General features: G+C 64.1%; 25 protein-coding genes. 21 read left to right on the top strand and 4 right to left on the bottom strand.

Annotation, left to right across the window (positions count from 1 at the left end):
- The first annotated feature begins 2 nt into the window (after positions 1 to 2).
- Positions 3 to 821: an L-threonylcarbamoyladenylate synthase gene (locus ACX80X_RS08565; RefSeq protein ID WP_252613430.1), complete on the top strand. Its 819-nt coding sequence runs from the start codon at positions 3 to 5 to the stop codon at positions 819 to 821.
- Positions 818 to 1,576, top strand: coding sequence for a WecB/TagA/CpsF family glycosyltransferase (locus ACX80X_RS08560; RefSeq protein ID WP_252609849.1), 759 nt, complete (start codon positions 818 to 820; stop codon positions 1,574 to 1,576). Before ACX80X_RS08565 ends, ACX80X_RS08560 begins: the two co-directional genes overlap by 4 nt.
- On the opposite strand, the gene ACX80X_RS08555 is transcribed toward ACX80X_RS08560, so the two are convergent.
- Positions 1,573 to 2,469, bottom strand: a complete 897-nt coding sequence (locus ACX80X_RS08555; protein WP_252609850.1) for a glycosyltransferase — start codon at positions 2,467 to 2,469, stop codon at positions 1,573 to 1,575. The genes ACX80X_RS08560 and ACX80X_RS08555 overlap by 4 nt on opposite strands.
- A gap of 293 nt (positions 2,470 to 2,762) precedes the next feature.
- On the opposite strand from ACX80X_RS08555, the gene ACX80X_RS08550 reads away from it, so the two are divergent.
- The 14 genes from ACX80X_RS08550 (at position 2,763) to ACX80X_RS08485 (ending at position 16,210) form a co-directional block, all read left to right on the top strand.
- Positions 2,763 to 3,875, top strand: a complete 1,113-nt coding sequence (locus tag ACX80X_RS08550) for an MraY family glycosyltransferase (RefSeq protein ID WP_252565138.1) — start codon at positions 2,763 to 2,765, stop codon at positions 3,873 to 3,875.
- A gap of 93 nt (positions 3,876 to 3,968) precedes the next feature.
- Positions 3,969 to 4,451, top strand: coding sequence for a hypothetical protein (locus tag ACX80X_RS08545; RefSeq protein ID WP_252613432.1), 483 nt, complete (start codon positions 3,969 to 3,971; stop codon positions 4,449 to 4,451).
- On the top strand, positions 4,444 to 4,782 hold the full coding sequence (locus ACX80X_RS08540) for a hypothetical protein (RefSeq protein WP_227008120.1): 339 nt from the start codon (positions 4,444 to 4,446) through the stop codon (positions 4,780 to 4,782). Before ACX80X_RS08545 ends, ACX80X_RS08540 begins: the two co-directional genes overlap by 8 nt.
- An 81-nt stretch (positions 4,783 to 4,863) precedes the next feature.
- Positions 4,864 to 5,664, top strand: coding sequence for a F0F1 ATP synthase subunit A (atpB, locus tag ACX80X_RS08535; RefSeq protein ID WP_056349417.1), 801 nt, complete (start codon positions 4,864 to 4,866; stop codon positions 5,662 to 5,664).
- Positions 5,665 to 5,743: 79 nt separating this feature from the next.
- Positions 5,744 to 5,959, top strand: a complete 216-nt coding sequence (gene atpE, locus ACX80X_RS08530) for an ATP synthase F0 subunit C (protein WP_056349415.1) — start codon at positions 5,744 to 5,746, stop codon at positions 5,957 to 5,959.
- A 56-nt stretch (positions 5,960 to 6,015) separates the two neighbouring features.
- Positions 6,016 to 6,573, top strand: a complete 558-nt coding sequence (locus ACX80X_RS08525) for a F0F1 ATP synthase subunit B (RefSeq protein WP_252609854.1) — start codon at positions 6,016 to 6,018, stop codon at positions 6,571 to 6,573.
- The gene (locus tag ACX80X_RS08520; RefSeq protein WP_252600087.1) at positions 6,573 to 7,400 is read left to right on the top strand and encodes a F0F1 ATP synthase subunit delta; all 828 of its coding nucleotides are present in this window, start codon (positions 6,573 to 6,575) and stop codon (positions 7,398 to 7,400) included. Before ACX80X_RS08525 ends, ACX80X_RS08520 begins: the two co-directional genes overlap by 1 nt.
- Positions 7,401 to 7,483: 83 nt before the next feature.
- Positions 7,484 to 9,121, top strand: coding sequence for a F0F1 ATP synthase subunit alpha (gene atpA, locus ACX80X_RS08515; RefSeq protein ID WP_252600145.1), 1,638 nt, complete (start codon positions 7,484 to 7,486; stop codon positions 9,119 to 9,121).
- Between the two features lie 74 nt (positions 9,122 to 9,195).
- On the top strand, positions 9,196 to 10,089 hold the full coding sequence (locus ACX80X_RS08510) for a F0F1 ATP synthase subunit gamma (protein WP_252600086.1): 894 nt from the start codon (positions 9,196 to 9,198) through the stop codon (positions 10,087 to 10,089).
- Between the two features lie 80 nt (positions 10,090 to 10,169).
- The gene (atpD, locus tag ACX80X_RS08505) at positions 10,170 to 11,624 is read left to right on the top strand and encodes a F0F1 ATP synthase subunit beta (protein WP_252600085.1); all 1,455 of its coding nucleotides are present in this window, start codon (positions 10,170 to 10,172) and stop codon (positions 11,622 to 11,624) included.
- 1 nt (position 11,625) lies between these two features.
- A complete protein-coding gene (locus ACX80X_RS08500) occupies positions 11,626 to 11,910 on the top strand; it encodes a F0F1 ATP synthase subunit epsilon (protein ID WP_056349400.1) in 285 nt (94 codons plus the stop codon).
- Positions 11,911 to 11,920: 10 nt separating this feature from the next.
- The gene (locus ACX80X_RS08495) at positions 11,921 to 12,352 is read left to right on the top strand and encodes a DUF2550 domain-containing protein (protein ID WP_252613434.1); all 432 of its coding nucleotides are present in this window, start codon (positions 11,921 to 11,923) and stop codon (positions 12,350 to 12,352) included.
- Between the two features lie 4 nt (positions 12,353 to 12,356).
- Complete coding sequence (locus ACX80X_RS08490; RefSeq protein ID WP_252613436.1) at positions 12,357 to 13,664, top strand: alpha/beta hydrolase; 1,308 nt, start codon at positions 12,357 to 12,359, stop codon at positions 13,662 to 13,664.
- Positions 13,661 to 16,210 (top strand): bifunctional lysylphosphatidylglycerol flippase/synthetase MprF, encoded by a 2,550-nt coding sequence (locus ACX80X_RS08485; RefSeq protein ID WP_252613438.1) that lies wholly within the window; start codon positions 13,661 to 13,663, stop codon positions 16,208 to 16,210. The genes ACX80X_RS08490 and ACX80X_RS08485 overlap by 4 nt, the downstream gene beginning before the upstream one ends.
- Positions 16,211 to 16,352: 142 nt before the next feature.
- Here ACX80X_RS08485 and ACX80X_RS08480 read toward each other — a convergent pair whose 3' ends face one another.
- A complete protein-coding gene (locus tag ACX80X_RS08480) occupies positions 16,353 to 16,556 on the bottom strand; it encodes a cold-shock protein (protein WP_011692441.1) in 204 nt (67 codons plus the stop codon).
- A 338-nt stretch (positions 16,557 to 16,894) separates the two neighbouring features.
- On the bottom strand, positions 16,895 to 17,590 hold the full coding sequence (nucS, locus tag ACX80X_RS08475; RefSeq protein WP_104061289.1) for an endonuclease NucS: 696 nt from the start codon (positions 17,588 to 17,590) through the stop codon (positions 16,895 to 16,897).
- A gap of 37 nt (positions 17,591 to 17,627) precedes the next feature.
- Between nucS and ACX80X_RS08470 the strand changes: the two genes are divergently transcribed.
- Both ACX80X_RS08470 and ACX80X_RS08465 read left to right on the top strand, forming a co-directional pair.
- Complete coding sequence (locus ACX80X_RS08470) at positions 17,628 to 17,984, top strand: ATP/GTP-binding protein (protein ID WP_252600081.1); 357 nt, start codon at positions 17,628 to 17,630, stop codon at positions 17,982 to 17,984.
- A 98-nt stretch (positions 17,985 to 18,082) separates the two neighbouring features.
- Positions 18,083 to 18,883, top strand: a complete 801-nt coding sequence (locus ACX80X_RS08465) for an alpha/beta hydrolase (protein WP_252613440.1) — start codon at positions 18,083 to 18,085, stop codon at positions 18,881 to 18,883.
- 54 nt (positions 18,884 to 18,937) lie between these two features.
- Here the strand turns inward: ACX80X_RS08465 and ACX80X_RS08460 are convergent, their stop codons facing one another.
- The gene (locus ACX80X_RS08460) at positions 18,938 to 20,257 is read right to left on the bottom strand and encodes an AI-2E family transporter (protein ID WP_252613442.1); all 1,320 of its coding nucleotides are present in this window, start codon (positions 20,255 to 20,257) and stop codon (positions 18,938 to 18,940) included.
- Positions 20,258 to 20,474: 217 nt separating this feature from the next.
- Here ACX80X_RS08460 and ACX80X_RS08455 point away from each other — a divergent pair, with 217 nt between their 5' ends.
- The 3 genes from ACX80X_RS08455 to ACX80X_RS08445 all read left to right on the top strand — a co-directional run bounded on the left by ACX80X_RS08455 (position 20,475) and on the right by ACX80X_RS08445 (position 24,339).
- The gene (locus ACX80X_RS08455) at positions 20,475 to 22,169 is read left to right on the top strand and encodes a hypothetical protein (RefSeq protein WP_252613444.1); all 1,695 of its coding nucleotides are present in this window, start codon (positions 20,475 to 20,477) and stop codon (positions 22,167 to 22,169) included.
- A 65-nt stretch (positions 22,170 to 22,234) separates the two neighbouring features.
- A complete protein-coding gene (locus ACX80X_RS08450) occupies positions 22,235 to 23,242 on the top strand; it encodes a tetratricopeptide repeat protein (RefSeq protein ID WP_252613446.1) in 1,008 nt (335 codons plus the stop codon).
- Positions 23,242 to 24,339 (top strand): NADH:flavin oxidoreductase/NADH oxidase, encoded by a 1,098-nt coding sequence (locus ACX80X_RS08445; RefSeq protein ID WP_252600076.1) that lies wholly within the window; start codon positions 23,242 to 23,244, stop codon positions 24,337 to 24,339. The genes ACX80X_RS08450 and ACX80X_RS08445 overlap by 1 nt, the downstream gene beginning before the upstream one ends.
- The last annotated feature ends 42 nt before the right edge of the window (positions 24,340 to 24,381 follow it).

Here is a 24,381-nt window from a genome sequence, read left to right as displayed (position 1 = left end):
CAGTGACCACAACCTACAACTGCACGTCCGAGGATCAGCGCGCCCTTGGCCTGGAGCATGCCCAGCGTGCCATCAGCGAAAAGAAGTGCGTGGTGTTCCCCACGGACACGGTCTACGGAATTGCCGCCGACGCCTTTTCGCCGCAGGCCGTCACCATGCTGTTGGCCTCCAAAGGGCGCAGCCGCACCATGCCGCCGCCGGTACTGATTCCCCGGATCAACGCGCTGGACGGCCTGGCCACAGATGTTTCCGCTGATGCCCGCAAGCTCGCCGAGGCGTTCTGGCCGGGGGGACTGACCCTGATTCTGCACGCCCAGCCGTCACTGGACTGGGACCTGGGTGAGACCCAGGGAACGGTGGCCCTGCGTATGCCCGCCGACGAGGTGGCCCAGGAACTCCTGACGCTGACCGGTCCGCTGGCCGTTTCCTCCGCCAACCGGACCGGCCAGCCGCCGGCACAGACCGCCGCGGAGGCACGTGCCCAGCTCGCGGAGTCCGTGGAGGTCTACCTCGAAGGCGGTTTCCGGCCTGTGGAAGGAACTGACGCCGTGCCCTCCACAATCGTGGATGCCACCGGGACGCTGCTGCGCGTGGTGCGCAACGGCGCTGTGTCCCTGGAGCAACTCCGGGCGCACGTTCCGGGCGTCTTGGGCCTGGGCGAGATTCCGATGGCTGAGCCCGAGGAAGAATCTGAAGAAGTCGCTCTGCCGGCCGAATCAGCCGCTGAAGGGCCGGCCGCTGAAGAGCCGGCCGCTGAAGAGCCGGCAGCTGAAAAAGCTGCCAACGAGCCGTCCGCGCCGGTTCGGGAGACTGACGGGTGAGCCTGGCACGCCAGCACATCCCCGTCCTGGGCGTGGACGCCACGCCGCTCAAGGTTGACGACCTGCTTGAGGTGCTGGCGGGGTTCGTCGCCGACGGGACCAAGCGGACCGTCGTCGGACATAACCTGCACAGTGTCACGCTGACACATTCCGACGCCGGCTTTCGTTCCGTTTATGAGGAGAGCGACGTGGTGCTCCTCGATGGGGCACCGGTGCTCTGGCTGTGGAGCCGGACGGGGAATGCCGTGGGGCCGGTCATGGAGTACCGGCTGGGTTCCACGGACTGGTTGCCGTCCCTGGGCAAGGTTGCCGGCCTGAAGCGGATTGCGGTGGTTGGCGCCGGCGCCGAGGCGAACGCCTTGGCTGTCGAAAAACTCCGGAGCATTGTTCCCGGTGCCACGATAGCGGGCCTGCCCGGCGAAGGCTGGAACGACGACGTCGAAACGGCCGCTGTGCGCTGGCTCGCGGAGCAGCAGCCCCAGCTCGTCCTGCTCGGGTTGGGAATGCCGCTGCAGGAATCAGTGCTGCAGCGCCAGCTCGACACGCTCCCGCCGGCCATCTACTGCACGGTGGGCGGCGCTATCGACCAGCTGGCCGGAATCCAGAAGCTTGCACCTCGATGGCTCGGGAGGCTCGGGCTTGAGTGGGCATGGCGCCTGCTGCTGCATCCCCGCCGCGTGGCGTACCGCGTGTTTGGCGAGCCGTGGGTGCTGCTGTGGCTGCTGGCCCGCCGCCGGCTGCGGCGCGTGTCCTAGAACTTCTGGTCCTCCAGCGGCGCGAAGCCCTTGGCACGCAGTCCCTTCGAGAAGGAACTTGCCCAGGCAAGCAGTCCCTTCAGGTCACGGCGCTGCGCAAAATAGCCAAGATAGCCGCCGACGTCGGCCACCAGCGACTTAACCCGGAAATAGCGCCGGATCAGGTACCCGCGGTTGCGGTAGTAGTAGTAACGTTTGAACGCCGAATCCGGCACGATCACATGCCATCGTGCACCAAAGACGTGCTTCGTCTCGGAAAACGCATGCGGGTGGGTGATGGCGGTGGTGGTCACCGTGCCGAACCGGATGCCCGCCTTGCGGAGGCGGATGGTGAAGTCCACCTCGTCGCCGCGGATGAAGAGGCGCATGTCCGGCAGGCCCACCTTGAAAAACACGTCGGACCTGATCAGGGCACCGTTGAAGAAGTGTCCGTCGTTGGGTAGGAAACCTACTTTTTCCAGTTCGGCCCGGTCATGGGTGACTTTCCCGTCCAGCCGGAAGAAGAAGGACAGCCGGTCGGGATGGCCGGGGGCAACCACCAGCGGGACCACGGCTTCAAGGTCGCGTGCCTCAGCCTCACGCAGCAGCGTGGCGAGGCATTCGGGATCTGCCGGCTCGGCGTCGTCGTCCATCATCCAGACCCATTTGGCTCCGCTGGCCACCGCCTTCAGCGCGGCGAGGGCAAAGCCGCCTGCCCCGCCGAGGTTCGCTTCGGAACGGACGTAATCAACATTTGGGTGCCGCGCGGCAACATCGCGTGCGGGGTCCGTGCCGCTGTCGACAAGGCAGATGGTGTCCACTGCCGCGGACTGCGCATTAATGGCGTCCAGCAGGACGGACAGCTCTTTATGACGGTTAAATGTCACGGCGGCAACTGCAACCCGGACGGTCATGGGGATTCCTTTCAGCATGGCCTTCAGGGGATTCCCCGCTCGCAATGCGCCAGTGTGGCGCGAAGCCATGGAGCCGTTGGCGCTAGTATCTTGACTAGAGTCCACTGTAATACAGCCCTGTAAGGCACCAAGCACTGCCTGCTGCGCGCCCGGCGACGGAGAAGTTTCATTTATCGAAAGTCAGATTCCCCGCCAGTGAGCCCATCGATCGAGGACCACCTGTTCGGGCCGCTGTCCATGCCTGTGCGCACCCGCAGGGTTGCGCCGCACACCGACGAAACGGCCGCTATCGCATGATTATGTACCTGCTTATGGGGCTGACGGCTGCCGTCGTGTCCTACGGAGCCACCTGGGGTGCCCGCGTCATCGGGCACCGGCTTGAACTCCACGCCCCCATCCGCAGCCGTGACATGCATACGACGCCGGTGTCCCGGCTGGGCGGGGTAGCCATCTTCCTCGGCGTGCTGGTGGCCCTCCTCGTGGCCAGCCAGTCCTTCTTCGTCAAGGACATCTACCGGAACAACTTCTCGCCGTGGGGCGTCCTGGCGGGCGCGGCCCTGATCGTGCTGGTGGGGATCGCGGATGACCTCCTGGATATCCGTTGGTGGGTGAAGCTCATCGGCCAGAGCGCCGCAGCCCTGGTGGTGGCCATTTGGGGCGTCCGGATGACCATCGTCCCGTGGGTTCCGGAGCCGATCTATCTGGAGAACGAACTGCTCCGCGTCGTGCTGACGGCCGGGCTCATCGTCACCACCATGAACGCCTTCAACTTCATTGACGGCCTCGACGGGCTGGCCGCCGGCGTGGCCATCATCGGCGGAACTGCCTTCTTCTTCACGGCGTACTGGGTGCACAGGAATGCCGTCCTGTTGGACTATTCGGACCTGGCCACCCTGCTCACCGCCGTCGTCGTTGGCAGTTGCATCGGCTTCCTGCCGCACAACTGGTTCCCGTCCAAGATCTTTATGGGCGATTCCGGTGCCATGCTGATCGGCCTGCTGATGGCAGCCGCCGGCATCGTCTCCACAGGCCAGATCACGTCAGGGCTGTACGACCGCGCCAACGGTATCTCCACAGTCATACCGATTCTGCTGCCCTTCGCCGTGCTGTTCCTGCCACTGCTTGACCTGGGCCTCGCCGTCGTCCGCCGGACAGCGCGGGGACGTTCGCCATGGTCCGCAGACCGCGGCCACCTCCACCACAAGCTGCTGGATATAGGTTACTCGCACCGGACGGCCGTGATCCTGATGTACCTCTGGACCGCCGTCCTGTCCTTCGGGGGATTGGCGTTTGCCGTCTTCCCTTGGCAAGTTGTATTGGCCGCCGACATCTTCGCCACGCTGGTCATGGGCCTGATTACGGCCTGGCCTTACCTGCGCCGCCACAGTGACCAGTCGCCGGCGTAACGGCGTTCGGAATTATTTCTATCTCGTGTAGAATTTAGGGGCAGCCTAAGCTGCCCCTCCACCCAGCCCCAGGGCGCCGACGATTGGGATCTTATGACCTCCAACGCCGAACCCGGACGTTCGTCCGGCAGCGGACCCGTTGGTGTTTCCGGTCCCGCGCGCTCGCTGTGGCTTCGCCTCCTCGCACTCAGTTCAGCTGCCGGTGCAGGCGCACTGATGCTGGCGGGCATCCCGGCTGTGATCCTGAACGGCCCCAGCGGCGTTCTGTCCAGTACTTTGGGCGGCCTCCTGGTGATGCTCTTCTTCGCCATTAGTCTTCTCGTGGGCCACTTCGTGGGGCGCAACAACCCCTCCGGTGCCATCGGAATGTTCGCGGCCACCTACTTTGTCAAGGTCGTGGGTTTCGCGGTTGTCCTGTTTGTGATCGGAGCACCTGCCTGGCTTCACGACCGATGGTTCCTGATTGGTGCCGTTGCCACTGTTGTCTTCTGGCAGGCTGCCGAAATCTATGGCTTCAGCAAGGCGCGCCTGCAGATTTACAACGACCCCGAGCCCAAGGAGCCGAACGATGCCTGATCGGAAACGAACAGCGAAAAACGGATCCTCCGTGCCCAAGAACGCTGCGCCCACGCCGGGGGTGTCGGCCGAAAACAACGACGGCGGATACAACGCCGGAATGGCCGTCTTTAGCTACATTATTGGCGGAATCATCGTCTGGAGTTTGATAGGGTGGGGTCTGGATTATCTGTGGGGAACCCGCTGGATCGTGCTCGCAGGCGCTCTGCTTGGAGCTCTCGGAGGTTTCTATCTTTCCCACATGCATGGCCTTACCAGTTCCAGAACCACGGCAGGTAAGAGCGGCGCAGACAGCGGCCCGTCCGCGGACGGAAACACAAATGCCAAATAATTTCACAGGGGGAGCTGCGGAGCACAATTCCGCGGGTCCTCGACCAACGCCCAATGATGGACACTGCAGAGAGGAAACGCGTTGATCGCGCTTGCGCTCCCGGCCCAAGATTCAGGAGAGTTCAATCCTCCTGGAATTGAAGAAATGCACCTGCCGGCAATCCTGCCGTGGGGGGTGGCTGACGGATTCTCCAAGCAGATGCTGCTGGTAATCCTGTCGGTCGTCATTATCGCCACATTCTTTCTGCTAGCTGCGCGGAAGCAGCAGCTTGTTCCCGGCAAGCTCCAGTTCGCTGGTGAAATGGCTTATGGCTTTGTCCGAAACGGCATTGCAAAAGACATTATCGGCGGCAAAGATTTCATGAAGTATGTCCCGCTGTTGTTCAGCCTTTTCTTCTTCATTCTGGTGAACAACATCTACGGCGCCATTCCCGTGATCCAGCTCCCAAGCTTCTCGCACGTTGGCGGCGCCTATGTCCTCGCGGGCATTGTGTACGTCACCTGGATTGCCATCGGCATCAAGAAGAATGGCCTGAAGTATTTCAAGCTGGCCACCGTGCCGTCCGGCGTCCCGGTCTACATTCTCCCGATTGTGATCCCGATCGAGATCATCTCGAACTTCCTGGTCCGGCCGGTCACACACAGCCTCCGTCTCTTTGCCACCATGCTGGCAGGACACTTGATCGTCATGATCGCCGGTTCCGGCATTGAGTTCCTGGTGATGCAGGAGAACATCCTGCTCAAGGGAACCTCCCTTCTGGTCATCGCCGGCGCAGTTGCCATGTACATGCTGGAAGCACTGATCATGGCCCTGCAGGCCTACGTCTTCACGCTGCTGACCGCCATTTACATCGAAGGCGCCCTGCACGCGGACAGCCACTAGGCACCCACAAACTTCCCCTCACGGGGATGAAGCAACCCAAACAACCTGCCACATAGATGGCATCTTGAAAGGAAGAAAAATGGAAGGCACCATCAACGGCTCCCTCAACCTCATCGGCTACGGACTGTCCGCAATCGGCGGTGGTATCGGTGTTGGCCTCGTGTTCGCTGCTTACATCAACGGCGTAGCACGTCAGCCGGAAGCCCAGCGCGTCCTGCAGCCGATCGCATTCCTCGGCCTCGCGCTGACTGAAGCCCTCGCCATCCTCGGCCTGGTCTTCGCTTTCGTTCTCTAGTCTGACTTCAGAACCAAGCGAACATCCAGAACCGAGTAGATAAGGACGGGTGAATTATGTATCAAACGATCATCTCAGCCGCCGTGGAAGGCGCCGAGGCGACCAACCCGCTCGTTCCCAACGTCTGGGAAATGGGCGTCGTTCTCGCCGGCTTTGCTGTCCTCATGTACATCGTGGTCAAGTTCGTTGTCCCGATGTTCGAGAAGACGTTTGCAGAGCGTGCCGAGGCCATTGAAGGTGGCATTGCCAAGGCAGAAAAGGCGCAGGCAGAGGCTTCTGCAGCACTCGAAGAGTACAAGCAGCAGCTGACCGATGCCCGTGCCGAGGCCAACCGCATCCGCGAGGAAGCCCGTGCAGAAGGCGCCCAGATCCTTGCAGATCTGAAGGAAAAGGCCGCCTCTGAGTCTGCCCGCATCACGGCCCAGGCACACGTGCAGATCGAATCGGAGCGCCAGGCCGCAGTTGTGTCTCTGCGCTCCGAGGTAGGCACGCTGGCCACCACGCTGGCAGGCCGCATCGTTGGCGAAGCACTCAACGATGACGAGCGTTCTGCCCGTGTGGTTGACCGCTTCCTGGCAGATCTGGAGAACCAGAACGCAGGTGCAGCTAAGTAATGTCAGGTGTATCGAGCGAATCGCTGACCACGGCGCTGACCCAACTGGAAGCAAAGCTTCCGTTGGCCTCGCTGCAGTTGGCTAAGGAACTCTTCGGAATCCTGGGAACGGTGGACAGCTCGGCTGGCTTGCGCCGCGCCCTGACTGACCCGTCCCGCACCGGTGACGAAAAGTCGGCGCTTGTCAGGCAGCTTGTTGGCGGAAAAGTCTCCGCTGAGGCTGCGGACATCGCGGGCGGACTGGCCAGTTCACGCTGGGCATCGGCCCGAGATATCGGCGATGCACTCGAGACGCTTGCCGCGACGGTGGTTATCGCCGTTGCTGAAAACAAGTCGGCCGTTTCTGCCTCCGGAATCTCTGGGCTGGAAGAGCTGGAGAACGATCTGTTCTCCTTCAACCAGGCCGTTGCCTCCAACCACGAGGTACAACGTGCTCTGTCTGAGCCGCAGGCCAGTGCTGCAGCGAAGACCGGGTTGGCGCAGAAGCTGCATCCCGGCGCAGGCGAGGAAGCAAAAGTCCTCATCGCGCAGGCAGTTTCCCAGCCCCGCGGCATCAAGCCGACGCGGCTCGTAGCCCGGTTCGCCGAGCTGGCAGCCAAACGGCAACAGCGCTGGATTGCAACGGTCAGCGTCACCCGTCCCTTGACGGAGACGCAGTTCGCTCGCCTCCAGGCAGGGCTTAATTCCCTGTACGGTCGCGAGCTCAAGATCAACATCACCGTTGATCCTGAACTGATCGGCGGAATCCGTGTCCAGGTGGGTGACGAAGTGCTCGACGCTTCGGTTATAACCCGGCTGGGACAGCTTCACCGCCAACTGGCCGGATAGCCGGACAAGCACAACTTAACGAAACGAAACCCCGGTCATCGTGAGCAACGATGATCACGAAAACAGGAGAGCAGGGACTGCAGATGGCCGAATTGACCATCAACGCCGACGACGTCCGTAATGCGTTGAACGAGTTCGCGGCGTCCTACGAACCCGGAAACGCTGAGCGCGTAGAGGTTGGCCGTGTAACAACCGCAGGTGACGGCATCGCCCGTGTTGAGGGCCTTCCCTCGGTCATGGCGAACGAGCTGCTTCGCTTTGAAGACGGCACACTGGGCCTGGCCCAGAACCTTGACGTCCGCGAGATCGGTGTCATCGTACTCGGTGACTTCACCGGAATCGAAGAAGGCCAGGAAGTCCACCGCACGGGTCAGGTTCTGTCCGTACCGGTAGGCGACGCCTTCCTCGGCCGCGTGGTTGACCCCTTGGGCCAGCCCATCGACGACCTCGGCGAAATCAAGGCCGAAACCACCCGTGCACTGGAACTCCAGGCGCCCGGCGTGACCCAGCGTAAGTCGGTTCACGAACCGATGCAGACCGGTCTGAAGGCTATCGACGCCATGATCCCGATCGGCCGCGGTCAGCGTCAGCTGATCATCGGTGACCGCCAGACCGGCAAGTCGGCTATCGCCATCGACACCATCATCAACCAGAAGGCCAACTGGGCTTCCGGCGATGTGACCAAGCAGGTGCGTTGCATCTATGTGGCAATCGGTCAGAAGGCATCCACCATCGCGGCTGTCCGTCAGACCCTCGAGGACAACGGCGCACTGGAGTACACCACCATTGTGGCTTCCCCCGCGTCTGACCCGGCAGGCTTCAAGTACTTGGCACCGTACGCCGGTTCGGCCATCGGCCAGCACTGGATGTACGGCGGCAAGCACGTCCTCATCGTGTTCGATGACCTCTCCAAGCAGGCCGAGGCCTACCGTGCAGTTTCACTGCTGCTGCGCCGCCCGCCGGGACGCGAAGCCTACCCGGGCGACGTCTTCTACTTGCACTCCCGTCTGCTGGAGCGTTGTGCCAAGCTCTCCGACGAGCTCGGTGCCGGCTCGATGACCGGCCTGCCGCTCATCGAAACCAAGGCAAACGACGTCTCTGCCTACATCCCGACGAACGTGATCTCCATTACCGATGGCCAGATCTTCCTGCAGTCGGACCTCTTCAACGCCAACCAGCGTCCGGCCGTCGACGTGGGTGTCTCTGTGTCCCGCGTGGGTGGTGCTGCGCAGGTCAAGTCCATGAAGAAGGTCTCCGGTACTTTGAAGCTGGAACTGGCCCAGTACCGCGACATGCAGGCTTTCGCCATGTTCGCATCGGACCTCGATGCCGCATCGCGCCAGCAGCTGACCCGCGGCGCCCGCCTGATGGAACTGCTCAAGCAGGGCCAGTACTCACCGTTCCCGATCGAGAACCAGGTTGTGTCCATCTGGGCAGGTACCAACGGCCACCTCGACGAGGTTCCGGTTGAGGACATCAACCGCTTTGAGACCGAATTCCTGGAGCACCTCAAGCACAAGTCCTCCATCCTGACCACGCTGGCGCAGACCAACGTTATGGACGATGACACCGCTGAAGCACTGAAGACCGCGATTGTGGCCTTCAAAAAGGGCTTCTTCGGTGAAGGTGACAACCGCCTGGTAGGCGCCGGCCACGAGGAGCACGAAGCTATCTCGGAAGCCGATGTAGACCAGGAAAAGATCGTCAAGCAGAAGCGCTAGTTTCGCTGGCAGGGACTGTCGGAACCCCGAGGTTCCGGCAGTCCCGGCCACCGGGATCTTAGGAAAGGAAAAGTATGGGAGCCCAGATTCGGGTCTACCGCCAGAAGATCAGCTCGACCACGTCGATGCGCAAGATCTTCAAGGCGATGGAACTGATCGCTACCTCGCGCATTGGCAAGGCCCGCGCACGCGTAGCGGCTTCACTGCCTTACGCAAACGCGATTACGCGTGCCGTTTCTGCTGTTGCAAGCCAGAGCGAAATCGACCACCCGCTGGTCACCGAGCCGACGCAAATCCGCCGGGCAGCTGTTCTGGTTATCAGTGCAGACCGCGGCCTTGCAGGATCCTACTCGGCGACCGTGCTTAAGCAGGCGGTCGGTCTCACCGAGCTGCTCCACGAGGAGGGCAAAGAAGTCAAGACGTACGTGATGGGCCGCAAGGCTCAGGCGTACTTCGACTTCCGCAACCTTTCTTACGAGCGCGTGTGGACCGGCAACACTGACGCGCCGGAGTTTGGAACTGCACGTGAGGTCGGCGCGGCATTGCTCGAAGCCTTCGCTGCAGACTACGAAGAGGGCGGCGTAGACGAGATCCATGTCGTTTACACCCGCTTCAAGTCCATGGTGACGCAGGAGCCGACGGTTATCCGTCTTCTTCCGCTTGAGGTTGTCGAAGAGCAGGCGGCGTCCGAGTCGGACCTCCTGCCGCTCTACGAATTCGAGCCGGAAGCGGAGCAGGTTCTTGATGCCCTGCTCCCGCGCTACATCGAGTCACGCATTTTCGCCGCCATGTTGCAGGCAGCAGCTTCGGAGCTCGCTGCCCGCCAGCGGGCAATGAAGTCCGCCGGCGACAATGCCACGGACCTCATCAAGAAGTTCACGCGTCTGCGCAACACTGCCCGCCAGGCTGAAATTACGCAGGAGCTTTCCGAGATCGTGGCCGGTGCTGACGCGTTGAACGCGTCCTAGCCTCCACGAGCCCGGATCCAGCTGTACCTGCACCAAAGTAAACTTAACCCCTACGCCATCTACTGAGTGAAGTGAGAGAGATGACTGCCACTGCTACCGAACACGTAGCCGCGACGACCGGTGCTACCGGCCGTATTGCACGTGTTATTGGCCCGGTTGTCGACGTCGAATTCCCGGCTGACGCAATCCCCTCGATTTACAACGCCCTCACCACGGAGATTACCCTCAACGGTGAGACCAAGACGATCACGTTCGAGGTTGCCCTGCACCTCGGCGATAACGTCATTCGCGCCATCTCCCTGCAGGCAACCGACGGCCTGGTCCGCGGTACCGCTGTCGTGGACACCGGAGCCCCCATTTCCGTGCCGGTCGGCGACGTCGTCAAGGGACACATCTTCAACGTCCTCGGCCAGCCGCTTGACGTGGCTGAGTCGGAACTCGAGATCACCGAGCGCTGGCCCATCCACCGCAAGGCTCCGGCCTTCGCGACGCTTGAGGGTTCCACCGAGATGATGGAAACCGGCATCAAGGTCATTGACCTTCTCACCCCGTACATCAAGGGTGGAAAGATCGGCCTCTTCGGTGGCGCCGGCGTGGGCAAGACGGTTCTGATCCAGGAAATGATCACCCGTGTGGCTCGCAACTTCGGTGGTACCTCGGTATTCGCCGGTGTCGGCGAGCGTACCCGTGAAGGTAACGACCTCTGGGTTGAAATGGAAGAGGCTGGCGTCCTGAAGGACACCGCCCTTGTATTCGGCCAGATGGATGAGCCGCCGGGAACGCGTCTGCGTGTTGCACTGTCCGCTCTGACCATGGCGGAATACTTCCGCGATGTGCAGAACCAGGACGTGCTGCTCTTCATCGACAACATCTTCCGCTTCACCCAGGCAGGCTCCGAGGTTTCCACCCTCCTCGGCCGTATGCCTTCGGCCGTGGGCTACCAGCCCAACCTGGCAGACGAGATGGGTCTCCTCCAGGAGCGCATCACGTCCACCAAGGGCCACTCGATCACCTCGATGCAGGCCATCTACGTCCCCGCAGATGACTACACCGACCCGGCCCCGGCCACGACCTTCGCACACCTCGACGCAACCACGGAACTTTCCCGTGAAATTGCTTCCCGTGGTCTGTACCCGGCCGTTGACCCGCTGACGTCGACGTCCCGCATCCTGGACCCGCAGTACATCGGTCAGGACCACTACACCACGGCTGTCCGTGTGAAGCAGATCCTGCAGAAGAACAAGGAACTCCAGGACATCATCGCCATCCTCGGCGTTGACGAACTGTCGGAAGAGGACAAGATCGTCGTGTCGCGTGCACGCCGCATCCAGCAGTTCCTCTCCCAGAACACCTACACCGCCAAGCAGTTCACCGGCGTCGAAGGCTCCACCGTCACCATCAAGGACACGGTTGAAGGCTTCACCGCTATCTGCGACGGCGACTTCGACCACGTAGCCGAGCAGGCGTTCTTCAACGTCGGCGGCCTGGACGATGTCGAGCGCCAGTGGGCCAAGATCCAGGAACAGACCAAGTAGTATGGCTGAGCTTGAGGTTGAGATTGTCGCAGCGGATCACTTCGTGTGGTCTGGAGCGGCCAAGATGGTCAAGGCCCGCACCAGCGATGGTGAAATCGGAATCCTGCCCGGCCACTCGCCCCTGCTGGCGATCCTGGCCGAAGGTGAACTGGCCATCGAGCCGGTTTCCGGGAACCGCATTGCCGTGGCTGTTGACGGCGGATTCTTCTCCGTCGACAACAACCGCGTGGTGATTGTTGCTGACAACGCCCAACTGGGTGACGCGGCTACTGCTGGGATCCGCTAGCACGACCCTGATGGACGCTCCGACTTTTACGTTCATCTCCTTGGCAATCGTTTTCGGATTGCTGATTTTCGCACTGGGCCTTTCGGGGGTGCGCCGCTTCAATCTGCGGCGCGCCCTTGGCACAGTGGACGCCTCCATTTGCGTTGCTGGAAACAGCTGGCAGATGGGGGTTTGTCGTTATCAGGATAACGACCTTGAATGGTTCCGCCTGCTGTCACTGAGTGTGCGTCCCAAACATAAGTTCAAGCGCAGCTCCCTGGAGCTGCTGGGCCGCCGCAAGCCCACCGAGGCCGAGGCCGTGAAGGTCCAGCCCGACGTCGTGATTGTTGAACTGCGGTACGAAGACCAGGATTTGCGGCTGGCCATGAAATTCGATGCGTACGCGGGGCTGTCCTCCTGGCTGGAAGCCGGGCCGGTCATCGGCGTGGGTACCTGGCGCTAGCCACGTGGACTGGATTGCTGATATCCGGTTGACCGACGGACCGGTGTACTGGGCCGCCTGGGTCCTTGGTGCCGCCGCGGCTCTGTCCCTGATCTGGCCTCCGCGCGTCCTTGGCCGCCGCCGCTGGTTCCTCAGTGTTGCCGCCGCTGTTGCCGCAGCCGCCGCCGTGGTGCTCCTGGTCCATTGGATCCTTATCTATTGGGCCTCTGCCTTCCCCGAAGAACTGCCGTTCGACGTCTTGGCCTGGGTGTTCCCGGCCGTGGCCGCCCTCCTGCTGGTGTTGCTCCGGCTCCCCACGGCGTCGTGGCGCCGCCGTGCGCTCGATGTGCTCGCCCTCCTGGCCGTAGTGTTGCTGGCTGCGGTTCAGATCAACGCGTATTTCGGCCTCAACCGGACAGTTGCGGACCTGACAGGAACGGCGCTGAGCCGCATCCCGGCCCTGGAACAGGAGCTGATGCGCCAGCCGGACAGCCCTGCCACGCCCCTGGACGGATGGAAACCCTCCAATGAGATCCCTGCCGACGGCGTTGTTCGCACCGCATCCATTCCAGGAACGTCCTCGGGTCTCCAGGCACGCGACTCGTACATCTACCTGCCACCGGCCTACTTTGCTTCGAATCGTCCCAGCCTTCCGGTCCTGGTTCTGGTCCCCGGCCAGCCCGGCGGCCCTGCCGACTGGTTGACCGGCGGGTCGCTCCCGGCACGCATGGACACTTTCGCCGCCCGGCATGGGGGAGCGGCGCCTGTTGTTGTGGTGGTTGATCCCAACGGCAACCAGTCAGCGAACAATCTCTGCATGGACAGCGCCATCGCCAAGGCAGACACTTACCTCTCTGTCGATGTGCCGGCATGGATCTCGGGAACGTTGGACGTGGACTCCGACCACCGGCAATGGGCCATCGGCGGTTTCAGTTTTGGTGCCACCTGCGCAGTTCAGATGGCCACCCGCCACCCGGAGCTGTACACGGGTGTTCTCGCCTTTTCCAGCGAGAGCGAGCCTGCGCTGGCCAAGGAACGCCAGAAAACGGTTGATGCGGCCTTCCACGGCGACACCGCTGCCTTTGATGCCCAGATACCGCTGACGCTGTTGAAGGAGCGCAAATATCCTGGCAGCGTGGCGTATTTCGCGGCCGGGGCCACAGATGCGGAGTTCGTCGCAAATCTGCGGACCCTTGAGGCGGCGGCCCGCGGGGCAGGTCTCACCGTGGGCTCGGACGTGGTGGCTCACACCGGCCATTCGTGGGACGTGCTGACTCCCGGCATGGACAACGGGCTTGAGCTGCTGGCTGCTCACTGGGGGTGGGCGAAATGAGGGAAGCTGGCGAATCCCGTGCGCCGGCCCTGCTCTGGTCAGCCGTCCTGCTTCCGGCTGGCCGAAGAATGCGGGGCTACCTGCGGTCGGTGCCACTGACGCTCAGCATCCTCGGCATTTTCCTGTTGGTCGGGGCGGCAACCGGCAGCTTCCTCAGCGGACCGCCGGAAGAGCTTCTATCCCTCGCAGGCGTCAGCGCCCCTGGTCTGAAGGCTGGCAACTGGTGGGCACTGGTGACGTCACTGTTCTTTGCCACGAACCCGCTGGCCTACCTGGTGGCGTCCCTGATGATCCTGCTGCTGCTGGGCCTGGCCGAGAGGAACCTTGGGCCCCTTCAGACTGCGGCGTTTTTCCTCGGCGGCCAGTTTGTTGCTGTCACAGTCTTCCTGCTCCTGACCCAGTTGGCGAGGTATGCGGGAGACGGCTGGCTGGGGCTGATGGCCGACAATAGCCTGATCGGTCCCTACGCCGCTATCCTTGCGGCGTCGCTGGCCGCGAGCGGCAGGATCCCTGTTCTGTGGCGGCGCCGGTTGCGGACGGCGCTGCTCTCGGTGTCGCTCCTGCTGGTCCTGTATGTGGGGCATGCCGAGACCGTCATCGGCCTGGTAGGTGCAGCGGTGGGTCTCGCAGGCAGCTGGTGGAACCAGGGCGACCACGGCCAGCTTCATCCGCCCCGCTCGAGCGGCAGGGAAACCAGGAACCTGCTCGCCCTCACGGTGGCCGTGTTTGCCGTGGGACCCATTCTTACCGCCGTTGCCCGGACGCCCACCGGCCCGCTTGCGCTGCTCCGGGACGTGGTGTTGAACCCCATGCCCACATTGGGTCAGCTCGAAGCAAACTGTGGAACAACAGTGGTGGCATCCTGCCTGGAGGTGGGGCGGACGGGCTTCGCCGGACCCTTTGGCCTCGCCCTGGCAGTAGTGCCGGTGGTTCTGCTCCTCATCTGTGCTGACGGAATGCGCCGCGGCCGCCGCATGGCACTGCGCATCACATTGGCCCTTCAGCTGGCCGTCACGGCGATGGCCGCCGTCTACCTGGCCCTGTTCGCGCTGATCCCGCACTATCCCGCGCGGCCGCACACAGCCGCCATGGGTTCAGGTTTTGCCCACATCCTGCCTTTGGTGATCGTCCCACTGCTGCTGGCGGTCCTGCTCTGGGCTAACCGCCGCCAGTTCCGCGTCGAGACGATCCCTGCCGCCCGCCGTCGGCTCCTGGCGGTGGTCGGTGGCGTCTGGCTCCTCCTGGCCGCGAGCTACGCCCTGGCCTGGTTTGCCGCTGGGGGAATGACGCGCGACGGCGGCCTGCTGGGCTTGCTGGCCGAACTGTCCAGGCAGTATCTGCCGGTCCCACTGCCGAATCTCTACCACCGGGTTTTTGCTGAACGGAACGGGCTTGAGTCCCTGATCTTTGGATACTCCGGACCGGTCTTCTGGCTGGTTGCCCTGGCCGGCGTCTGGTCCGTGCTCCTGGGCCGGCATCATGGCAGCGATTCGGGCCACGACGACAGGGCCGCCGCGCGGAAGCTGTTGCACGAGGGCGGCGATTCACTGTCGTGGATGGCCCTCTGGGAGCCCAACCGGTACTGGTTCAGCCCGGATGCACGCGGCGCCGTCGCCTACCAGCTGCACGGCAGTGTTGCCCTGACGCTGGCCGGTCCCTTCGGTGCGGCAGACTCCCGTCAGCGGACTGCCGAAGGGTTTCTTTCCTACTGCGGCAACCGCGCGCTCATCCCGGCCTTCTACTCGTGCGATGACACGCTGTGGCCCCTGCTGCGGGACCGGGGCTTCCAGCGCGTGTCGGTAGCGCAGGAGACCAGGCTGTCCGTCCGGCAACTTGAATTCACGGGCAAGGAATGGCAGAACGTCAGGACTGCCCGCAACCGCGCCGCCAAGATGGGCGTCAAAGCCGTCTGGGGCACGTACCACGGGCTTCCGTCCGCCCTGCGTGCCCGGCTCAGCGAAGTGTCGGAGGAATGGGCGGCAGGAAAATCAGTTCCGGAAATGGGATTCACGCTGGGCGGCATGGATGAGCTGATGGACGACGAAGTGCTCTGCTGCCTGGCCGTGGACGGCGACGGCCACGTGCACGGGGTCACGAGCTGGTTGCCCGTTTACGACGGCGGGACGCTGGTCAGCCGCACTCTGGACGTTATGCGCCGGGGCGCTGACGGATTCCCCGGGGTGATGGAGTTCCTCATTGCTTCGGCGGTCCTGGAGTTGCGCGAATCCGTGGAGGTGATCTCGCTCTCCGGGTCCCCGCTCGCCAGCCGGCCCGGCGACGAAACGCCGGGGGAGCCGGTGCCGGCAGAGAACCTCGTCCGCATCCTCGATGTGGTGGGCCACGCCCTCGAACCGGTCTACGGATTCCGGTCCCTGGCGGCTTTCAAATCACGCTTCAAACCCGAGTACCGGACGCTTTACCTGTACTACCAGGATCCGCTGCAGTTGCCGGCGATCGGACGGGCGCTCACCCGGGCCTATTTGCCCGGCCTTTCGCTGCGGCAGGGGGCACGGCTGGTCCGGGGCCTGGTGGGCCAGGGAAGCTGATCCTCACAGCGGCCCGAACGATTTGCGACTGGAAAGTCACGGTGGACAAAGACATTGCGGACAAAGAAAAGATCCCCGGCACGGATGCCGGGGATCTTTTCTTCGCTGGAGGCCACACAGATGGCGGCCGCCGGGCGGGGGACTAGACCAGCGTTACGCCGGTAGCCTGGGGGCCCTTGGCACCCTGACCGATTTCGAACTGAACGCGCTGGTTCTCGTCGAGGGTCTTGAAGCCACCGGTCTGGATTTCCGAGTAGTGAACGAAGACATCGCCATCGGAGTCATCCGGGGTGATGAAGCCGAAGCCCTTTTCAGCGTTGAACCACTTGACGGTTCCCTGTGCCATTTATTTCTCCTCATTATGGAACTTGTCTAAGTCCGGCACACCTCGTGCCGGACTCGGTCACTCCGCGAGAAGAATCCTTCAATGCCGTTCCTGGGAACCTGCGCTGCAGGAGCTTCGCGCTCGCAACATGTCTTGCGAGCATGAAAAACACCTACACAAAGACTGGTCTAAGAATTTCACGCCGATTCCGTCAGGTCAACGGTCTTAACGGCCAATACGGCAAATTTTGCGGTATAAAACGGATGAATCCCCTTGTCAGGGGGTCGAAGGCGTCATCGGTGCGGATATCCGGCGTCAGAAAAGCGGAACTCGGCGTCAGAAAAGCGGATTGCGGGCCCTCAGAAAAGCCGGGAGTCGCTGTCGTCCACACCGCGCATGGCGTCGTAGTCCAGCGTGATGCAGTCGATGCCGCGGTCGTTGGCCAACACCTTGGCCTGCGGCTTGATCTGCTGGGCAGCGAAGATGCCGCGGACCGGGGCCAGCAGCGGATCGCGGTTCAGGAGTTCAAGGTAGCGGGTGAGCTGCTCCACGCCGTCAATGTCGCCCCGCCGCTTCAGCTCGATGGCCACCGTGGCCCCGCTGGCGTCGCGGGCCAGGATGTCCACCGGGCCGATGGCGGTGAAGTATTCGCGGCGAATGAGCGAAAAACCTGAGCCCAGGGTCTCGATCTGATCGGCAAGCAGGCGCTGGAGGTCGGCTTCGACGCCGTCCTTGATGAGACCGGGGTCCACCCCAAGGTCGTGGGCGCTCTCGTGCAGCTGCTCGTGGATGTTGATGATCAGGCGGTCATCGGTCTTGGCGGACTGGACGGTCCACTGTTCCGTGACGCCAAGCTCCAGGTCAATGTCCTCCGGCGAGGACACCCGCAGGGTGGCGGGCGGGCTCATCCAGTTCAGCGGCTTATAGGAGCCGCCGTCGGAATGAACCAGCACCGAGCCGTCGGCCTTGACCAGCAGGAGCCTGGTGGCAAGGGGGAGATGGGCTTTGAGCCGGCCAACATAATCAACTGAACATCGGGCTATGACAAGTCGCACGCCGTACACACTACCGGGGCTGGGGGAGAATGGAGGCATGCCGCGTTCCAACCGTCCCCGCCGCCCTGCCTCCGGAAAGCCGGGCGTAGCTGGCGGAAAGCCTGCCGGCAAGAAGGGCAACGGCGACGTTCCGGAGTTGGATTTGGAGCGGGCGCGGGCTGGAATCGCCCGCCGGGAAAGCGCGCCCGACGGCGAGTGGACGGTCAGGACCATGACCGCCAGGAACGCGGAAAAGACCTACATTTGCCCCGGCTGTTCCACCGCTGTGGTCCCCGGCATCGCCCACCTGGTGGTCTGGAAGGACGATCACATATTCGGTGCGGCCGCAGGCCTGGCTGAGCGCCGCCACTGGCACACCAACTGCTGGCTGTCCCGGACGTACCGATACCGCTGACTCGGAATAGCCCGGGCGAACGGCTCCGCCCCGCAGAAGCCGCGTTAAGAGCCAGCGCACTGCGCCTGCGGACGCCGGGAGTCGCTAAGCTGGCAGGCATGACTTTTGATCCGGCGTCGTACGAATTCAGCCAGCCAACAGGGCCCGCACCCATCCGCGCGTCAACGGTGCTGCCGGCCCGGCGCGAGAACATCGAGCTCCGCACGGAGGATGGCCACACCCTGGTGGGGGAATTGGCGCTGCCCGAGTTCGGCCAGATCACCGCGACGCTGATCACCCTGCATCCGCTTCCGACGCACGGCGGTTTTATGGACTCGCACGTGTACCGCAAGGCGTCCTACCGGCTTCCGGCCCTGGCCGGCGTGGCTGTGCTTCGTTTCAACACGCGCGGGACCGAGTCGCCGAGGGGAACCAGCGCAGGTTCCTTCGAAGAGGGGATCGGCGAGCGGCAGGACGTTGAGGCGGCGGTACGTTTCGCCGTCGAACGCCAACTGCCCAACCGCTGGCTGGTGGGCTGGTCCTTCGGCACCGAACTGGCGCTGATGTACGGTGCCGTTGAGCCGGTGGCGAGCCAGATTAAAGGTGCCGTCCTGCTGTCGCCTCCGCTGCACCGCGCCACCGACGCCCACCTGCGTCTCTGGGCGGACTCCGCCAAGCCGCTCACCGTCCTCGTGCCGGAGCATGACGACTACCTCCAGCCCGCCGCCGCCGCTGAACGTTTCAGCCTGGTGCCGCAGGCCCGGGTGGTGGGTGTCGACGGCGCCAAGCACCTTTGGGTGGGGGAGAAATACGCTTCCCGCGTGCTCAACGAAATCGTCGATGAGGTGACGGAGGCAGGCTCCGGTCCCGAAGGCCTGCCGCAGGTGTGGAACGGCCCGGTGGCCACTGCGGCTGCCTAGCGGCTGCCGCTACTAGTGCCTGTTCGCTGGTGGCTGTCCGCTGGCGCCTGTCCGCTAGTGCTTGTCCTGGCGGACGATGTAGATCTCCTTGACCAGCAGCAGGATGGCCGCCGCCGTCGGGATGGCGATCAGCGCCCCCAGGACTCCCAGCAGGCTGCCGCCGGCAATCACGGAGATCACGGCGACGGCGCCCGGCACGGCCACGGCTTTCTGCATGATGCGCGGCGAGATGAAGTAGGCCTCGAACTGGAGGTAGGCGAAGTAGCAGATGCCGTAGACGGCGGCAGTCTGCCACCCGACCGTCAAGGCGATCAGCAGGACCACGATGCCGGCGATCATGCCGCCCACCAGGGGGATGAATGCCAGCAGTGCCACCACGAAGGCCAGCAAGAGGGCGAACGGGACACCCACAATGGACATCACGATGAACGCGAACGTGGCATTGAGCAATGCCACGCAGGCCTGCCCGATCACGTAGTTGCCGACGGACCGGGTGATCTCCTCGGAGAGGGCTTCAACCCGGGCCCGGCGGGACCGCGGCGCCAGCCGGTAGCCCCACTTCTTCATGGCCGGGAGGGCTGCCAGGAAGTAGAGGCTCAGGACCAGGACGATCAATGTGCCGAAGAGACCGTTGGCCAGGGTGGAGCCGAAGCCAACCACTCCACCGAAGATCCCGCCCATCGCCTCGGGGTTGTTGACGAACTTGTCGAGTTCCTCGTTGATGCGGTCGCGCACACCAAACTGGTCATCCACGTTGCGGAAGAACTCAGAATCGATGAAGTCCCGTACCCAGGTGGGTGCCTGCACCACAATTTGGGTGACCTGTTCCACGATGGTGGGGATGAGGGTAGCGAAGAAACCTCCCACGGCCACCACCAGGACCAGGACGGCCAGGAGAATGCCGACCGGGCGGGGAATCCGGCGGTTCTCCAGCCAGCCGACCACGGGTTCCAGGCCTAGTGCAATGAACAGGGCAGCCACAATCCACAGCAGCAGCTGCGTGGTGTTGGAGCCGATCCAGTAGACCAGCAGGGCAAGGCCCACCCCTACAGTGCCCATGAAGCCCATATAGAGGGGATGTTGCATCGACATCCGGGGACCCGGGCGGCCAAACTGCGCGGCTCTCCCGCCAGTCTCGCCGTCTTCGGTGGCGGCAGGTTCTTCCGTGTGGTTGTATTCCGGCGGGATCTCAAACCGGAGCCTGGGCTGGGCGCCCGGCAGCGGCTGGCGCAGGCGCCGCACAAGCTGGCCAAGGGCCGCAGCTGCGGAGCCCCGTCGCTTCGCCGTCGCAGGCGTGTCCGGCGAGGATTCCAAAGCGCCAGCGGCCGGTTGATTTTCGTGTCCCGTGGAGGACTCTTCCGTCTTGTCAGTCACTGGATTCTGGGGCCTGTTCCGTGCGTGGCGCCGCATTTGCGGGCCGGTGTGATGATCATCGCAAACACTATCAGCAGCCTTGCCAACAGGAGCGAGGGCGCCCGCCGGGCCCGTCCGGGCGCCGCCGATTCCGGACCCCGCTGGCGCCCAAACGGGGGTTCTGGTAACAAAACGGTTACTATTGAAGGTAAACCCCCGCGAATGATAGGTGTTTCCTTTGCGCTTCAAGACTGCAGTTGCACTCGTGCTGCTCGGCCTCCTGACACTTCTGGCCGGTATTGGCCAGAAGACAATCTGGGCTCCCTCCGAGACCTTTACGGCTTCCGCCCCGGCAGATGCCGCCGAGGCGCCACTGACCGTCATCGACCAGAACCTGCGCACTGCGCAGGGCGGAACGGTGAAGATCAAGATCGAAGGCGACGGCAACTTTATGCTGGCGGCCGGCCGGCCTGACGACGTGGAGGCCTGGGTGGGCCCGACGGCCCACAACACCATCACCGGGGTTTCCGAGGACAACAAATCCCTGCAGGTTGAGCACGCCGACGGCGACGCCACGGCGCCGAATCCGTCCGGATCCGACCTCTGGGTTTCCACTGAGAACGCGAGCGGTGAGCTGGAGTACTCGTGGACACCGCCCGCTGACGGCGAATGGTCACTGCTGCTGGCGTCCGATGGCACCAAGCCCGCCCCATCGTCGATCTCCATGACGTTCCCGAATGACACCTCCACCCCGTGGGCCATCCCGCTTATGGTGATTGGCGGCCTGCTGATCCTCGCCGGCATTGCCCTGCTGGTCCTGTTCGCACGCAAGCGGGACGGCGAAGGCAGCGGCACGGGAAGCCTGTTCGCCCGGCGCGCCCGGGCCAAGGCCGAGGCAAGGTCCGCCTCACGGCTCGGCATGGTGTCCGGCGGCATGGTCACCGCCGCAGTGACCGCCCTCGTTGTGGCCGGAACGGGTGTTGCTGCGAACGCTGCCACCACGCCCGCGCCGGCTCCCGAATCAGCATCGCCGGAGGCCGCCCAGGCGGCCGCGCCGGTCCTCCTGGACGCCCAGTTCCGCAGGATCCTGGAGCAGGTCTCCAGCACCGCCGACGCCGGTGACGCCGCAAAGGACGCAGCCAAGCTCGCAGAGCGCGTAGCCGGGACGGAGCTTGAGGTCCGTACGCAGAACTACAAGATCCGTTCCCAGGTGGGCACTTATGAAGCCCGGATGCCCGTCCGTTCCACCAAGCTCCTCACCACGGTGGTCACCAGCGACCGCAGCTGGCCGCGTTCAGTCCTCGCCGTTACGCAGGGTGACGGCAACGTCGTCCCGCAGCTGCTCACCCTGGTCCAGCCCTCCCCGCGGGAGAACTACAAGCTGACCGAGACCACCCCGCTGCAGCCGGGAACTACGTTCCCCGCCATCGGCCGGAACGGCACCGACACGCTGGCCGCCAACGACAAATCCGGCCTGCTGTACAGCGGCGAAGAAGCCCTGGCCGGGCTGGCCGACCGCCTGACGAATTCAGAGTCGAGCTTCAAGGACAAGCTGGTGGAGGGCGCATCCTCGCCGTACATCGCCGACACGCTCTCCTACCAGGCCGAGGTAGTCAAGTCCGGCGAAAACGGCAACTTCTCCTTCACCCACAAGGTAGTACCGGAAAGCACTGTGGTGTTCCGGACGGCCGACGGCGGGGCGCTGGTGCTGGGCCGGATCAACTTCGGCTTTGAAGGCACGCCCAAAGCCTCCGGTGACAAGCTCACCATCGGCGACGACGCCGCGGCCCTCGCCGGCGGCAAGGAAACCACCACCGGCATGGTCCTGAACTTTGCTGAATCAATGGCGGTCTACGTTCCGCCGGCAGGTTCTACGGATCCCATCAAGCTGGTGGCCGCAACGCGCGGGCTGGTAGGCGCAAGCTTCAAATAGGCCCGCAGGGTCCAGTCCCTGATGCAGTACCCCCGGCAGCGGCCGGAGTGGCTAGAGTGGAAAGCATGAGTTCGCCAGCTTCCCGCCCAGTCCCTCCAGCCGCTGCCAGCCTGCTTAACCTGCGTGGCGCCGTCGACCTTTCATCCCTGAAACAGGGCCAGGCGCCTCCTGCGGCTCCCGGCAATCCGCCTGTTTCCGGGGATGCGGGTGCCAGCGCAGAAGCGGGTGCGGTAACGCCCGACGACGGCGCGGCACCGCTGCGGGTCACTGTCACCGAAGGCAATTTCCAGGAACTCGTGGAGCTTTCCGCCCAGGTTCCGGTGGTCTTCGCGCTATGGGCCGCATACTCGCCGGAATCCGCCGCGATGCTCGACTCGCTGGAGCGGGTCATCAACAGCTACGGCGGCCGCCTGGTCTTGGGGGCGGCGGACATCGAAGCCTTCCCGCAGCTGGCACAGGCCTTCCAGGTCCAGGCCGTCCCCACCGCCGTCGCCGTCCTCAAAGGCCAGCCCGTACCGCTCTTCCAAGGCGGCGCCGAGGAATCCCAGATCCGGCCCCTCCTGGATGAACTGCTGAAAGTCGCGGCGGCCAATGGGGTTACGGGCAGCCTCGGCGGGGGCAGTGCGCCCATGGAGACTGAACCAGCACCTCTTCCGCCGCTGCACCAGGCCGCGTTCGACGCCATTGAGGCGGGCGACTATGAGGCCGCCGCCGTGGCCTACCGGCAGGCCCTGCTGGAAATGCCCGCCGACGCCGAGGCCAAGGCCGGCCTGGCCCAGGTGGAGCTGATGGCCCGGCTCCAGCCGCTCTCCGCCGAGGACTCGGAAGCCTTGCGTACCCTCGCCGCCAACGAACCTGACAATCTGGCCGCCCAGCTGGGCGTGGCGGACCTGGACGTGTCCGGCGGTCACGTGGAGGACGCGCTGAACCGCGTGGTCAGCTTCATCGGCCGGAACTTCGGCCCGGAACGGGAGACAGCCCGCGTACGCCTCCTGGAACTCTTCGACGTGGTGGGCACGTCCGACCCCCGTGTTGCCAAGGCACGCCAAGGACTCGCCAGGGTCCTGTTCTAGTGCCGGCCCTGTTCCAGCCGCTCAAGCTCCGCTCCCTGGAGCTCACGCACCGCGGCTGGGTATCACCCATGTGCCAGTACAGCTGCGGTCCCGACGGCGCCCCGGGGGTTCCGAACGACTGGCACCTGATGCATCTGGGCTCCTTTGCCGCGGGCGGCGCGGCGTTGATCCTCACCGAGGCGGCCGCTGTGAACGCGGCCGGCAGGATCAGCCCCCGCGACACCGGGCTGTACAACGACGAACAGGCCGAGGCCTGGCAGCGGATCACGTCCTTTGTGCACCGGCACGGTGCCGCGGAAGCGAAGATCGGCGCCCAGCTTGCCCACGCCGGCCGGAAAGCGTCCGCCTACTGGCCGTTCGCCGGGCAGCGGGGGAGCGTCCCGGAGTCCGACGGCGGCTGGCCCACGGTGGGGCCGTCACGGCTTGCCTTCGACGGCTTTGCCGAACCCGCCGCGATGACCGAGGCGCAGATCCAGGACATCATTTCCGACTTCGCGGCCGGCGCCGTGCGTGCCGTGGACGCCGGCTTCGACACCGTGGAGATCCATGGCGCGCACGGCTACCTCCTGCACCAGTTCCAAAGCCCGCTGATCAATACGCGGACCGATTCCTGGGGCGGGGACGAGGCCGGACGGAACCGGCTGATGCTCGCCGTCGTTGATGCCGTCCGCAACGTCATCCCCGAATCCATGCCCCTGCTGCTGCGGATTTCAGCCACCGACTGGGCGCCGGGCGGCGTCGATGTCCAGGCTTCGGTCCGGCTGGCCGCCCAGGCGGCGGAGCACGGAGTGGACCTCATCGACGTCTCCAGCGGCGGGGCCGTGGCCCACCAGGACATCAGTCCGGGTCCGGGCTACCAGACGGAGTTCTCCGCACGCATCCGCCGCGAAGCGGGGGTCCCCACAGGCACCGTGGGCCTGCTGACTTCCGCAGGCCAGGCCGAGCATGCCGTGGCCACCGGGCAGGCCGACGGCGTGCTTATTGCCCGGGCCGCGCTCCGGGATCCGCACTGGTGGCTCCGTGCGGCGTTTGAACTGGGGCACGACCTCCCCTGGGCACCGCAGTACGAACGGGCCATGCCGCGGCATTCGTTCTAGGGTTCCCTACGCCTTTGCACTACTCCCGCGGGAGGACCCCTT

The organism is Pseudarthrobacter sp. MDT3-1, from assembly GCF_054510755.1.
This window is presented reverse-complemented; position numbering and strand designations above follow the sequence as displayed.